This window comes from Bradyrhizobium sp. BR14999 (genome assembly GCF_056106085.1).
Genome location: NZ_CM148536.1, coordinates 7199472 through 7213387, shown reverse-complemented (window position 1 = coordinate 7213387; position 13916 = coordinate 7199472). Strand labels below are relative to the sequence as shown.

The following is a 13916-nucleotide window of genomic DNA, read 5'->3' as shown; positions in this document are numbered from 1 at the left end:
AGTTATTGTTTGAGCATGATCTTTTCGGAAAACCGCTGCACACTTTGCGCTAACGCGGCCCTTCGGGTCCGGATCATGCTCTAACGCGCGTGTAGCAGTGCCAGCAGCACGACGACCGCGCAGGCGAGCGCCGCCGAGGTCAATTTCCAGAACATCAGCGGGCTGCGCTCCAACAGGGGCGTGATCCGCGTGTTGAGATAGGCCGGATTGGGCGTGCGAAGCTCGAAGACGAATTCGGACAGATCCTCGTGCCGCTTGTACGGGTCGGGATGCAGCGCGCGCCTGAGCGCGCCGTCGACCCAGGCCGGCACGTTGCGATCGTCGTCGGCTGGGCGATACTGAAGTCTCCGCACGTCCGCCTTGCGCCGGATCTTGGCGACCTGAGCGCCATAGGGAAGCTTTCCCGTCAGCATCTGGTAGCAGATCACGGCCAGCGAAAACATGTCGGAGCGCGGCGAGCCGCCCTGCCCAAGAAAATACTCCGGTGCCGTGTACTGGACCGTTCCCAGGATTTCGTCGGCTTCGTCCGGCGGCGCGGCTTCCGCGACGCCGGCGACCCTGACTGACCCAAAGTCGATGATCTTCGCGGTGCCGGTCTTGTCGATCAGGACGTTGTCCGGCCTGAGGTCCTGATGCAGCATCTCCATGCGGTGGAAGGCGCGCAGGCCGGCGGCGATCTGCTCGATGAGGCCACGGACGGTTTCGAGATCGGGGCGCGGATTGTCGGTCATCCACTGCTTCAAGGTCTGGCCTTCGACGAATTCGGTCGCGACGTAGAGATAGCTGCGCCGTCTCGACTGTGACAGCGGCTTCAGCACGTGCGGGCTGTCGATCCGGCGCGCGATCCATTCCTCCATCAGGAAGCGCTTGAGATAGGCAGCATTGTCGCGCAGGTCGACTGACGGCAGCTTGAGCGCGACCGGCTCCTCGGTCTCGGTGTCGACGGCAAGATAGATATGACTGCGGCTGCTGCCGTGAATCTCGCGGACGATCCTGTAGCCGTCGAAGAGCGCGCGTGGCTCCGGCAGCGGAGGCAGCGGCAGCTGTGAGGTCTGATTGAAGATGCCGGACGGCTCACGCTGGGGCACTGCGTCGATGCGCAGGATCTGAACCGTGATGTTGTCGTCGCTGCCGCGCCGGTAGGCTTCCTCGACGATGGCCTTCGCCGCCCCGTCGAGCTCGCCTGCATGCTCGTTCAGCGCGCTCGTGACGAAGCGCGCGTCGACGAATTCGTAGGCGCCGTCGGTCGCCAGCAGAAAGGTGTCGCCCGCTTCGATCTCGAAGGCCTGATAGTCAATCTCGAGTTGCGGGTTGATGCCGAGCGCGCGGCCGAGATAGGTCTGCTCCGACGACACGATGATGCGGTGATCGTCGGTCAGCTGCTCGAGCGCCTTGCCGGCCACGCGGTAGATGCGACAATCGCCGACATGGAAGATGTGCGCGGTGGTCGCCTTGATGACCATGGCGCTCAGCGTGCAGACATAGCCCTTGTCGCGGTCATAGGCGTATTGGCTCTTGCGCGTCTGCGCATGCAGCCAGGAATTGGTGGCGTCCAGCACGCGGCGGGCGGACGTCTTCACCGTCCAGGATTCCGACGTGCAGTAATAGTCCATCAGGAAGCTCTTGACCGCCGACTCGCTGGCGATCTGGCTCACCGTGCTGCTCGAGATGCCGTCGGCGAGGACGGCGGCGATGCCCTTCAGGCTGAGGAGCGGCTCCTCCGGAATCAGGACGCCGTGAAAATCCTGGTTGATGGGCTTGCGACCCTTGTCGGAATGCTGGCCGACCGAAATCAGGAGACCGGGGGTCATCGTCATCACCGGAAGAGGGGAGCCTCACCCTGCGCGGGTGAGGCTCTCCTGTCGAGTCGCTTTGATCAGGCCGCGACGCGGGGCTTTATGGCCTTGTCGGCCTGGCGCTTCGGCAGGGTCATGACGTGCGTGGCATAGAGGGTCATGCCGGTGAAGGCGAGGCCGCCGACGAGATTGCCGAGCACGGTCGGGATCTCGTTCCAGATCAGATAGTCCAGGATCGAGAATTTTGCGCCGAGCAGCAGCCCGGACGGGAACAGGAACATGTTCACGACGGAATGTTCGAACACCATGTAGAAGAACACCAGGATCGGCATCCACATCGCGATGACCTTGCCGGGGACCGAGGTCGAGATCATGGCACCGACGACGCCGGTCGAGACCATCCAGTTGCAGAGCATGCCGCGCATGAACAGCGTCGCCATGCCGGCCGCACCATGCGCGGCGTAGCCGAGCGTCCGGCTTTCGCCGATGATGCCGATGGCGGCGCCGACCTTGTCGGGGGCCTGCGTGAAGCCGAACGTTGTCACGAAGGCCATCATGAAGGCCACGGTGAAGGCGCCGGCGAAATTGCCGACGAAGACCAGGCCCCAGTTGCGGAGCACACCGCCAAGAGTGACGCCCGGGCGCTTGTCGATCAGCGCAAGCGGCGAGAGCACGAATACGCCGGTCAGGAGGTCGAAGCCCAGCAGATAGAGCATGACGAATCCGACCGGAAACAGCAGCGCACCGAGCAGCGGCTGGCCCGTGTTCACGTTGATCGTGACGGCGAACCATGCGGCGAGCGTGAGGATCGCGCCGGCCATGTAGGCGCGGATGATGGTATCCCGGGTGGACATGAAGATCTTGGACTCGCCTGCATCCACCATCTTGGTGACGAATTCCGAAGGCGCGAGATACGACATCAATGGTTCCTTTTGCTTCGTAAGTGAGATCGACACACCCTTTTGGAGAGCGCGGCTGAACGTCTTGGGCCGTGCGGGCTGGCCTGCCGCGCACGAGGGCTATGGAGATTGGAAGCCTTGGGAATCGCGTCACGACGGCCCAGAGGGCCGCGAAGCAGTTGAGCTTCCGGAATGCAGCCGCCAGAGGCTGCAACAATGCGGCAAGCCGCAGTCTTCGTTGACGCTTAGGGATAAGCAAGTTGCGTGCCGTCTGGGTGCGTCAGGAAAATGAAAGCAACATCAATACGATAGTCTGCTTCCTGATTCTCTCCAACCGCGCCGCCGGCATTGTGCTTGAGCTGTTGCACAAACTTTGTGCGGCGCTCAAGGATTGAGCAGCCCGCAAGTTTCACATGCGGAGCGGTCCTGCGGCGGCCTGTCGCGACCTCCATAACATATTGATTATTCAATCCTTTCTAAGTCGTCGGGCTTGGCATGAAGCTTGAATAGTTCCAGGCCGACGCCATTGAAGCCGTCCCGCGAGACTTCTCATCCGATTTGCTGACGCCACCAGACGGGGGTCTCCCCGTCGTGCGTTCGCACGCGCCAAAGACGGCGCCACCGGACGGACGGGCTGCTCGTGTGCACTGACGCCAATCAATTCTGCAACGACGCAAAGGACGACACTGCCTATGACGAAGCGCACCCGCCGGCCCTCGGATAACGGGCTCAGCCGCCGCCAATTGTTGAAGGCCGCAGGCTCTACCGCCGCACTCCTCGCCGCCGCAAAGCTGAATTTCCCCGCCGGCGCCTTCGCGCAGGAGGCGGGCCCCGAGGTCAAGGGCGCCAAGCTCGGCTTCATCGCGCTCAGCGACGCCGGGCCGCTCTTCGTCGCCAAGGACAAGGGCCTGTTCGCCAAATATGGCATGCCCGACACCGATGTACAGAAGCAGGCCTCCTGGGGCACGACGCGCGACAATCTCGTGCTCGGCTCCGAAGGCAACGGCATCGACGGCGCGCATATCCTCACCCCGATGCCGTATCTGATCTCGGCCGGCAAGGTGACGCAAAACAACCAGCCGACGCCGATGTACATCCTGGCCCGGCTCAATCTCGACAGCCAGTGCATCTCCGTCGCGAACGAATACGCCGACCTCAAGCTCGGCGTCGATGCATCGCCCTTCAAGGCGGCGCTGGAGAAGAAGAAGGCCTCCGGCAAGGCCGTGAAGGCCGCGATGACCTTCCCCGGCGGCACCCACGACCTCTGGATCCGCTATTGGCTCGCCGCCGGCGGCATCGATCCCGACAAGGACATCGAGACCATCGTGGTGCCGCCGCCGCAGATGGTGGCCAACATGAAGGTCGGTACCATGGACTGCTTCTGCGTCGGCGAGCCCTGGAACCTGCAGCTCATCCACCAGAAGATTGGCTATACCGCCGTCACCACCGGCGAACTCTGGAACAAGCATCCGGAGAAATCCTTCGGCATGCGCGCGGCCTTCGTCGACAAATATCCGAAGGCGGCAAAGGCGCTGCTGATGGCCGTGATGGAAGCCCAGCAGTGGTCCGACAAGGCCGAGAACAAGGCCGAGCTCGCCGCCATCATGGGCAAGCGGCAGTGGATGAATTGCCCGGTCGAGGACGTGCTCGACCGCACCGCCGGCAAGTTCGACTACGGCATCCCCGGCAAGGTGGTCGAGAATTCCCCACACATCATGAAGTACTGGCGCGACTTCGCCTCTTACCCCTTCCAGAGCCACGATCTCTGGTTCCTCACCGAGGACATCCGCTGGGGCAAATACGAGGCGAATTTCGACACCAAGGCGCTGGTCGCCAAGGTCAACCGCGAGGATCTGTGGCGCGACGCTGCCAAGACGCTCGGTGTCGCGGCCTCCGAGATCCCGGTCTCCACCTCGCGCGGCAAGGAGACCTTCTTCGACGGCAAGGTGTTCGATCCGGAAAATCCGGCTGCCTATCTGAAGTCGCTCGCGATCAAGCGTGTCGAAGTCTGATGGAGCCAGCGGCCGCCTTCGGGCGGCCGCATCGTCTTTTGAAGCCCGAGAGAGATTGCAATGAATATGTCTGCCGCCAAGATTGATATTGAGACCGCGACGCCTGCGATCACCGCCGCGCCCGTCGTCGCGATGACGCCAAAGCGTCCCCCGCGCACCGAAGCTTACGCACGCATGGCACGGGAGACGGCCGTGCGCGTGATCCCGCCGCTGGTCGTGATCGCGCTGCTGACGCTGGTGTGGGAGCTGGTCTGCCGCCGTGCCGGCTCGGCGCTGCCGCCACCGTCAAAAGTGTTCAATGACACAAAGGAGCTGATCCTCGATCCGTTCTTCGACCATGGCGGCATCGACAAAGGTCTGTTCTGGCATCTGTCCGCCAGTCTCCAGCGCGTTGCGTTCGGCTATTCGCTGTCCGCGGTCGCCGGCATCGCGCTCGGCGTTCTGGTCGGACAGTCGGTCTGGGCGATGCGCGGGCTCGATCCGCTGTTCCAGGTGCTGCGCACCATCCCGCCGCTGGCCTGGTTGCCGCTCTCGCTCGCCGCGTTTCGCGACGGCCAGCCCTCGGCGATCTTCGTTATCTTCATCACCTCGATCTGGCCGATCATCATCAACACCGCGGTCGGCATCCGCAACATCCCGCAGGACTATCGCAACGTCGCCGCGGTGGTGCAGCTCAATCCGCTCGAATTCTTCTCCAAGATCATGATCCCGGCGGCAGCGCCCTACATCTTCACGGGCTTGCGCATCGGCATCGGCCTGTCGTGGCTCGCGATCGTCGCCGCCGAAATGCTGATCGGCGGCGTCGGTATCGGCTTCTTCATCTGGGACGCCTGGAACTCCTCGCATATCAGCGAGATCATCCTGGCGCTGTTCTATGTTGGCATCGTCGGCTTCGTGCTGGACCGCCTGATCGCGGGCCTCGGCAAGTTCGTCACCCGCGGCACCGCGCAGAATTGAGAGGAGGGGCACATGACCGCCTATCTGAAGCTCGACCACATCGACAAGATCTTCACCCGCGGCGCCGCCACCACGGAGGTGCTGAAGGACATCAATCTTACGATCGAGAAAGGCGAATACGTCTCGATCATCGGCCATTCCGGCTGCGGCAAGTCGACCCTGCTCAACATCATCGCGGGCCTGACCAATGCCACCATCGGCGGCGTGCTGCTGGAGAACCGCGAGGTCAACTCGCCGGGACCCGATCGCGCCGTGGTGTTCCAGAACCACAGCCTGCTGCCGTGGCTGACCGTGTACGAGAACGTCAGGCTCGGCGTCGACAAGGTCTTCTCCAGGACCAAGTCCCGTGCCGAACGCGACGCCTGGGTGATGCACAATCTCAACCTGGTGCAGATGGCTCACGCCAGGGACAAGCGTCCTTCCGAAATCTCCGGCGGCATGAAGCAGCGCGTCGGCATCGCGCGAGCGCTGGCGATGGAGCCGAAGGTGCTGCTGCTGGATGAGCCGTTTGGCGCGCTCGACGCGCTGACCCGAGCGCATCTCCAGGATTCCGTGATGGCGCTGCATCAGAAGCTCGGCAACACCATTTTGATGATCACTCACGACGTCGACGAGGCCGTGCTCTTGTCCGACCGCATCGTGATGATGACCAACGGGCCCTCCGCGCGCATCGGCGAGGTGCTGGAGGTGCCGCTGGCGCGCCCGCGCAAGCGGCTCGAGCTTGCGACCAGCGCCACATACTTGAAGTGCCGGCAGCGCGTGCTCGAATTTCTCTACGAGCGTCATCGCTTCGTAGAAGCCGCATAAACCAAAGGTTAATGCGCGAAACGTCCGCGCCTAAATAATCGACATCCCGCTCAATCCTTGTGCGCCGCACAAGGATTGAGCGAATCGCAAATTTAGCGTGCGAAAAAGCCTGCAGGAAATTCGGGTAATACGAATAACGTGCTGAAATCCCTATATTTCCAGCATGCGCGCAACTGGCACGGAAATTGAAGTGTCTTTGCGCGACGCCAACGACGACGTCCCTCAACATCATCAATCAGCATCGTGACTCGCCACCGGGGTGAAGCCTTGGAGCGTGCCTCCGTGGTCGGAGGCTGAGCCTGCAACGACGCAGCGGTGAGCCTGGAAGGGATACTCAATGACGAAAAATCCTACTTGGATTTCAGACTGGCGCCCCGAAGATGAGGCGTTCTGGAATGCGACTGGCAAGACTATCGCGCGACGCAACCTGATCTGGTCGATCGTGGCCGAGCATATCGGCTTCTCGGTCTGGCTGATCTGGAGCATCGTCACCACCAAGCTGCCGCAGGCAGGCTTCCACTACACCACCGATCAGTTGTTCCAGCTGATTGCCGTGCCGGGCCTGATCGGCGCTTTGATCCGTTTTCCCTACACCTTCGCAGTGACGACGTTTGGCGGCCGCAACTGGACGATCTTCAGTGCGGCGATCCTGTTCATTCCGACGCTGTCGCTTGCCTATTTCGTGAGCCATCCCGACACGCCGTTCTGGCTGATGCTGCTGGTCGCCTCGACCGCGGGTCTCGGCGGCGGCAATTTCGCCTCCAGCATGACCAACATCTCCTTCTTCTTCCCCGATCGGATGAAGGGATGGGCGCTGGGGTTGAACGCCGCCGGCGGCAATATCGGCGTCTCCAGCGTGCAGCTCTTGACCCCGATCCTGATGACGCTCGCAGTCTTCAACCTGTTCCAGGCCACGGCCGTCGACGGCATCTTCCTGCAGAATGCCGGCTTGATGTGGGTGCTGCCGATCGCGATCGCGGTGTTCGGCGCGGTGTTCTTCATGAATAACCTCACCTCGGCGAAATCGTCGGTGAAGAACCAGCTCGCGATCGTCAAGCGCAAGCACACCTGGATCATGGCGTACCTCTATATCGGCACGTTCGGATCTTTCATCGGCTACTCCGCCGCGTTTCCGCTGCTGATCAAGACGCAATTCCCGGCCGTGACGATCTCGATCGCGTTCCTGGGACCGCTGGTCGGCTCGCTCTCGCGTCCGCTCGGCGGCTGGCTGGCCGACAGGCTCGGCGGCTCGATCATCACCTTCTGGAATTTCATCGCGATGGCGGGCGCCACGGTTGGCGTGCTCTACTTCGTCGGACAGAAGGATTTCATCGGCTTCCTGTCGATGTTCCTGATCCTGTTCGTGACGACGGGCATCGGCAACGGCTCGACCTATCGCATGATCCCCTCGATCTTCCGCGAGGAGAACCTGTTCAAGGTGCGAGGCAAGGGCGATGCGGCGCGCGCGCTCGCGTTGAAGACGGCGAGCATCGAGAGCGGCGCGGCGGTCGGCTTCATCGGCGCGATCGGCGCTGTCGGCGGCTATCTGATCCCGACCGGCTTCGGCAAGTCGATTGCCATGACCGGTGGGCCGCAGCTCGCGCTCGCGATCTATCTCGCCTTCTACGCCTCCTGCCTCGCTTTGACCTGGTGGTTCTACCTGCGTCGCAGCCCGCAGGGCGAAGGCGCGGCAAGCCTCGCCGAAGCAAGGGTCTAATACTTGGTACGAATCTCGCTTCTCCCCGTACGCGGGGAGAAGACTCTCTGATGACGTTTGACCCATGAACCTTGTTCGCAACGGCGCGCACCAAGGCAAACTGAAACAGACAGGAGAACCACATGACGCCCGAACAGATCACTCTCATCCAACAGAGCTTCGCCAAGGTCGCGCCGATATCGGAGCAGGCCGCGGTGCTGTTCTACGATCGTCTGTTCGAGGTGGCGCCGTCCGTGCGCGCGATGTTTCCTGAGGACATGACCGAGCAGCGCAAGAAGCTGATGGGCATGCTCGCTGCCGTCGTCGGCGGCCTGTCGAACCTGGACTCGATTCTTCCCGCGGCCTCCGCGCTCGCCAAGCGTCACGTCGCTTACGGTGCGATGGCCGAGCACTATCCCGTGGTCGGCGCGACCCTGCTGTGGACCCTGGAGAAGGGTCTTGGCGAAGCATGGACGCCCGAACTGGCAAAAGCCTGGACCGACGCCTATGGCGTGCTGTCCGGCTACATGATGTCCGAAGCCTACGGCGCCCGGCCGCAGGCCGCTGAATAGGAGATGCCTCGTGAGTGAACCGCTGGTCATCGTCGGTAACGGTATGGCGGCCGCGCGTCTGGTCGACGAGCTCGCCAAGACCGCGCTCGGCCGCTACGCGGTCGCCGTGATCGGCGAAGAGCCGCGGCTCGCTTACAACCGCGTGCTGCTCTCATCCGTACTGGCCGGCGAGACCGGCTCGCACGAGATCGAGCTCCGGCCGGCCGACTGGTGGCGCCATCGCGGCGTCACCGTGCGCTACGGCTATCGCGTCACCGAGATCGACACCGGCCGCCGCGAGCTCAAGATCGCCGGCGAAGAGAGCATGGAATATTCCAAGCTGGTGCTCGCCACCGGCTCGACGCCGCTGCGGCTCAACGTGCCGGGCGCCGATCTCGCCGGCGTGCACACCTTCCGCGACACCCGCGACGTCGATCTGCTGCTGACGCTGGCTGCGGCGAAGAAGCGCGTCGTCGTGGTCGGCGGCGGCCTGCTCGGTCTCGAAGCGGCGTATGGACTCGCCAAGGCCGGCGCGCCGGTGACGCTGCTGCATCTGATGGACCGACTGATGGAGCGTCAGCTCGACGGACCGGCCGCCGATCTGCTCAAGATGCTGGTCGAGCGCAAGGGCATCCGCATCCTGCTCAATGCCTCCACCACCCGCATTCATGGCGAGGGTCACGTCGAGGCCGTCGAGCTTGCCGACGGCAGCCGCATCGAGGCCGACGCCGTGATTTTTGCCGCCGGCATCAGGCCCAACGTGACGCTGGCCAAAGAGGCCGGCATCGCGGTGAACCGCGGCGTCGTCGTCAACGACGTGATGCAGACGGCTTCGCCCGACATCTTCGCCCTCGGCGAATGCGCCGAGCATCGCGGCACCTGCTATGGCCTGGTCGAGCCGGCCTATGAGCAGGCGCGGGTGCTGGCGCGGCATCTGGCCGGCCGTCCCGCCGCCTATCAGGGCAGCGTGGTCTCGACCAATCTGAAGGTCTCCGGCGTCAGCGTGTTCTCGGCCGGCGACTTCATGGGCGGCGAGGGCAGCGAGAGCCTCGTTCTCACCGACCGCAGGCGCGGCACCTACAAGAAGCTCGTGATCGCCGACGGCCGGCTCACCGGCGCCGTGCTGATCGGCGATACCGTCGATGCGCTCTGGTACCTCGAGCTGATCCGCAATGGCGACAAGGTGGCGGCGATCCGCACCGACATGATGTTCGGCCGCGCGCTGGCGTATCCCTCCAAGGCGGCTTGACCAGACAGCTTGATAAGGCAGCTCGATATGACGGCGATCGACCCCACGCTCCGCGCCACCAAGACGACCTGTCCCTATTGCGGCGTCGGCTGCGGCGTGCTGGCGACACCCGACGGCAAGGGTGGCGCGGCGATCGCGGGCGACCCTGATCATCCCGCCAATTTCGGCCGGCTGTGCTCGAAAGGCTCGGCGCTCGGCGAGACCGTCGGGCTCGAAGGCCGTCTGCTCTATCCGATGATCCGCTGCAAGGGCGTGCTGGAGCGCGTCGCCTGGAGCGATGCGCTCGATCATGTCGCCCATCGCATGCAGCATATCGTGGCACGCGATGGCGCCGACGCGGTTGCATTCTATCTCTCCGGTCAGCTGCTGACCGAGGATTATTACGTCGCCAACAAGCTGATGAAGGGCTTTGTCGGCACTGCCAATGTCGACACCAATTCACGACTCTGCATGTCGTCCTCGGTCGCCGGCCACCGCCGCGCCTTCGGCGCCGACACCGTGCCCGGCTGCTATGAGGATCTCGACCAGGCGGATCTGCTGGTCTTCGTCGGCTCGAACGCCGCCTGGTGCCATCCCATTCTGTTCCAGCGTATGCTCAGGAATCGGCAGGAGCGTGGCGCACGCATGATCGTGATCGATCCGCGCCGCACCGACACCGCTGATGACGTCGATCTGTTCCTCGGGCTCAAGCCCGGCACCGACACCGCGCTGTTCTCCGGGCTCTTCGTTGATCTCGTCGATAGCGGAGCGTTGGACAAGGACTACGTCGCGAACAACACGTCCGGCTTCGACGACGCGCTGGCTCGCGCGCGCAACATTGCCGGCAGCGTCAGCGCGACCGCGCTGGCCACGGGCCTGTCTGAGCGGGACGTTGCGACCTTCTTCCAGATGTTCCGCGACACGCCGCGCGTCGTCACGCTCTATTCGCAGGGCGTCAACCAGTCGGCGCAGGGCACCGACAAGGTCAATGCGATCCTGAACTGCCATCTCGCCACCGGGCGCATCGGCAAGCCGGGCGCCTCGCCGTTCTCGCTCACCGGCCAGCCCAACGCGATGGGCGGTCGCGAGGTCGGCGGCCTCGCCAATATGCTTGCCGCCCACATGGGCTTCACGCCGCCCGACATCGATCGCGTCAAGCGGTTCTGGAAGGCACCGCGCATCGCCACCCATGAGGGATTGAAGGCGGTGCAGTTGTTCGAGGCGATCAACCGCGGTGAGGTCAAAGCGCTCTGGGTGATGGGGACCAACCCGGCGGTGTCGCTGCCCGATGCCGACTTGGTGCGCGAGGCGCTGAAGAAGCTCGAGCTGTTCGTGGTGTCCGAGAACGTGCTCTCCAACGACACGGTCGCGGCCGGGCCGCATGTGCTGCTGCCGGCGCTCGCCTGGGGCGAGAAGTCGGGCACGGTGACCAACTCCGAACGCCGCATCTCGCGCCAGCGCTCGTTCCTGCCGGCGCCGGGCGAGGCGCGCCCCGATTGGTGGATCCTAAGCGAGACCGCAAAACGTCTCGGCTTCGGCGACAGCTTCAACTACAAATCGGCCGCCGAGATTTTTCGCGAGCACGCGGCGCTCTCGGCCTTCGAGAACGACGGCAGCCGTGATTTCGACATCGGCGCGCTGACCTCGCTGTCGAACGAAGCCTTCGATGCGCTCAAGCCGGTGCAGTGGCCGGCGCGCCAAGGCGAGGCGCCTCGCGCGCGCTTCTTTGCGGAAGGCGGTTTCTTCACCAATGACGGCAAGGGCCGCTTCGTCGCGCCGGAAGTGCCGTCGTTGCGCAGCGAGACCGGCGCCTCGCGCCCCCTCAGGCTCAATACCGGACGCATCCGCGACCAGTGGCACACCATGACGCGCACGGGCCTTAGCCAGCGGCTCGGCGCACATCTGCCCGAGCCTTTCGTCGAGATCCATCCCGATGACGCCAGCAAATACGGCCTCGCTCACGACGGCTATGCCCGCATCACCACCGATTACGGCCAGTGCATCCTGAAAGTCGTCGTCAGCGAGCGCCAGCAGCGCGGCACGCTGTTCGCGCCGATCCACTGGAGCGCGATGAACGCCTCGCATGGCCGCGTCGGGGCGCTGGTGCAGTCGTTTACCGATCCGTTCTCGGGCCAGCCCGAGTCCAAGGCGACGCCGGCCGCGATCGCGCCTTACGAATTCGTCTTCCGCGGTTTTGCGCTGTCGCGACAGCAGCTCGATCTGCCGTCGAACCTGTTGTGGACCCGCGTCACGGTTGCCGGCGGTTTCGGCTATCTGTTCGCCGACAACGCGGATCTGTCGCGCTGGCCGGCTTGGCTCGACGGCGTTGTCGGCGAGGACATCGCCGAATATCGCGATTTCGGCGGCGGCATCTATCGCGCTGCCTCGTTCGCTGGCGATCGCATCGAGGCCTGTCTGTTCGTCGGCCCCGGGCATGACGCCGGCGATTGGGAAGTGATCAGAACTGCCTTTGCGGCCGATCACGTCACCGACGAGCAGCGCCGCGTGCTGCTGTCAGGCAAGTCGACGGAGGGAACGGCCTCGACCGGGCCAATCGTCTGCGCCTGCTTCGGTGTCGGCCGCGGCACCATCTGCGACACCATCGCCGCTGGCGCACGCACCGCGGCCGAGATCGGCGCCAAGCTCAAGGCCGGCACCAATTGCGGCTCCTGCATCCCCGAACTGAAGCGGCTGATCGCGACGACGGAAGCGCCGGCGAAGCAGGCCAAGCTCGCGGGCGCGGCGGGGTAGTTTCGGCACTCTCAAATGTCGTCCTGGCGAAGGCCGGGACCCATACCGCGGGATCTGTCCGTCGTAGCCGGTGGCAGTACCGGACGACCAGTCTTCGCCAAATATCTCCCTGTGGCTGTGGGTCCCGGCCTTCGCCGGGACGACGGCGGAGTGTGAGTGGCCGGTTGTGCCAGCGGCACGACGACGTGCGCTCCAATCGACGGCCCTGTCGTTGTGCCCTATGCTGCTCCGCATCCCGCCAGCTCGACACACACAACAACAATGATGTACCTGGAAACGCCGCCGCGCCTGATCGAAACAAGAATCTTCTCCACCATGCCTGACAAGTTCCGCCGCAAGGGCGTGCGGACGGATTGGGCCGACGCCAACCGTCCGGGCGTGCCGACCGATAGCTTCATCGAGGGGCCATCCTTCGACAAGGAAGGCAATCTCTACATCGTCGATATTCCCTTCGGCCGCATCTTCCGTATTGCGCCTGACGGCGCGTGGTCGCAGGTCGCCGAATATGAGGGCTGGCCGAACGGGCTGAAGATCGCATCCGACGGCCGCATCCTGATTGCCGATTACATGCATGGCATCATGGAGCTCGATGCCAAAGCCGGCCGCGTCACGCCGGTCCTGACCGCGCGCAATTCAGAATCGTTTCGCGGCTGCAACGATCTGCATCTCGCGTCCAACGGTGACATCTATTTCACCGATCAGGGCCAGACCGGCCTGCACGATCCGAGTGGTCGGGTCTATCGGCTGGCATCGAGTGGCCGGCTCGACTGCCTGATCAACACCGGCATCAGCCCGAACGGCCTCGTGCTCGATCCGACCGAGACCGTCCTGTTCGTCGCAATGACGCGCGATAATGCGGTGTGGCGGCTGCCGTTCATGAAGGATGGCAGCGTGTCGAAGGTCGGCCGCTTCTGCTCGCTGTTCGGCACCAGCGGCCCCGATGGCCTGACCATGGATGCCAAAGGTCGCCTGTTCGTCGGCCACGCTTCGCTCGGTCACGTCTTCGTATTCGCGCCCAACGGCGAATTGATTGCGCGGATCAAGTCGTGCGCGGGGCCGAATTGCACGAATGTCGCGATCGGTGGCGAAAGGAAGGATCGTCTCTATATCACGGAGTCCTCGACCGGGAGCGTACTAGTCGCTGACATCAGCGGTCTGTAGCGCGTGGCTCTTCGCCTCGCCCCGCTTGCGGGGAGAGGCCGACGCGCGAAGCGCGGCG

At 63.9% G+C, this 13916-nt stretch carries 11 protein-coding genes; 9 read left to right on the top strand and 2 right to left on the bottom strand.

What is annotated here, in order from left to right; genetic code table 11:
* Positions 1-80: 80 nt before the first annotated feature.
* Both ACR9YP_RS33660 and ACR9YP_RS33655 read right to left on the bottom strand, forming a co-directional pair.
* Positions 81-1817, bottom strand: a complete 1737-nt coding sequence (locus ACR9YP_RS33660) for a bifunctional protein-serine/threonine kinase/phosphatase (RefSeq protein WP_474217905.1) — start codon at positions 1815-1817, stop codon at positions 81-83.
* A 59-nt stretch (positions 1818-1876) separates the two neighbouring features.
* A complete protein-coding gene (locus tag ACR9YP_RS33655) occupies positions 1877-2716 on the bottom strand; it encodes a formate/nitrite transporter family protein (RefSeq protein WP_474217904.1) in 840 nt (279 codons plus the stop codon).
* Between the two features lie 239 nt (positions 2717-2955).
* Between ACR9YP_RS33655 and ACR9YP_RS33650 the strand changes: the two genes are divergently transcribed.
* The 9 genes from ACR9YP_RS33650 (at position 2956) to ACR9YP_RS33610 (ending at position 13858) form a co-directional block, all read left to right on the top strand.
* Positions 2956-3090 (top strand): hypothetical protein, encoded by a 135-nt coding sequence (locus tag ACR9YP_RS33650; protein WP_474217903.1) that lies wholly within the window; start codon positions 2956-2958, stop codon positions 3088-3090.
* Positions 3091-3387: 297 nt separating this feature from the next.
* Positions 3388-4707: a CmpA/NrtA family ABC transporter substrate-binding protein gene (locus ACR9YP_RS33645; protein ID WP_474217902.1), complete on the top strand. Its 1320-nt coding sequence runs from the start codon at positions 3388-3390 to the stop codon at positions 4705-4707.
* A 60-nt stretch (positions 4708-4767) separates the two neighbouring features.
* Positions 4768-5664 (top strand): nitrate ABC transporter permease, encoded by an 897-nt coding sequence (gene ntrB / locus ACR9YP_RS33640; protein ID WP_438110112.1) that lies wholly within the window; start codon positions 4768-4770, stop codon positions 5662-5664.
* 12 nt (positions 5665-5676) lie between these two features.
* Positions 5677-6471: an ABC transporter ATP-binding protein gene (locus ACR9YP_RS33635; protein WP_474217901.1), complete on the top strand. Its 795-nt coding sequence runs from the start codon at positions 5677-5679 to the stop codon at positions 6469-6471.
* Positions 6472-6808: 337 nt separating this feature from the next.
* Positions 6809-8188 (top strand): MFS transporter, encoded by a 1380-nt coding sequence (locus ACR9YP_RS33630; protein WP_370985067.1) that lies wholly within the window; start codon positions 6809-6811, stop codon positions 8186-8188.
* 122 nt (positions 8189-8310) lie between these two features.
* Positions 8311-8739 carry a globin family protein gene (locus tag ACR9YP_RS33625; protein WP_370985068.1) on the top strand — a complete coding sequence of 143 codons (429 nt, stop codon included), beginning with the start codon at positions 8311-8313 and terminating at the stop codon, positions 8737-8739.
* Positions 8740-8749: 10 nt separating this feature from the next.
* A complete protein-coding gene (locus ACR9YP_RS33620; RefSeq protein WP_438110109.1) occupies positions 8750-9967 on the top strand; it encodes an NAD(P)/FAD-dependent oxidoreductase in 1218 nt (405 codons plus the stop codon).
* A gap of 27 nt (positions 9968-9994) precedes the next feature.
* A complete protein-coding gene (locus ACR9YP_RS33615; protein WP_438110107.1) occupies positions 9995-12697 on the top strand; it encodes a nitrate reductase in 2703 nt (900 codons plus the stop codon).
* Positions 12698-12961: 264 nt separating this feature from the next.
* Positions 12962-13858, top strand: coding sequence for an SMP-30/gluconolactonase/LRE family protein (locus ACR9YP_RS33610; protein WP_474221157.1), 897 nt, complete (start codon positions 12962-12964; stop codon positions 13856-13858).
* The last annotated feature ends 58 nt before the right edge of the window (positions 13859-13916 follow it).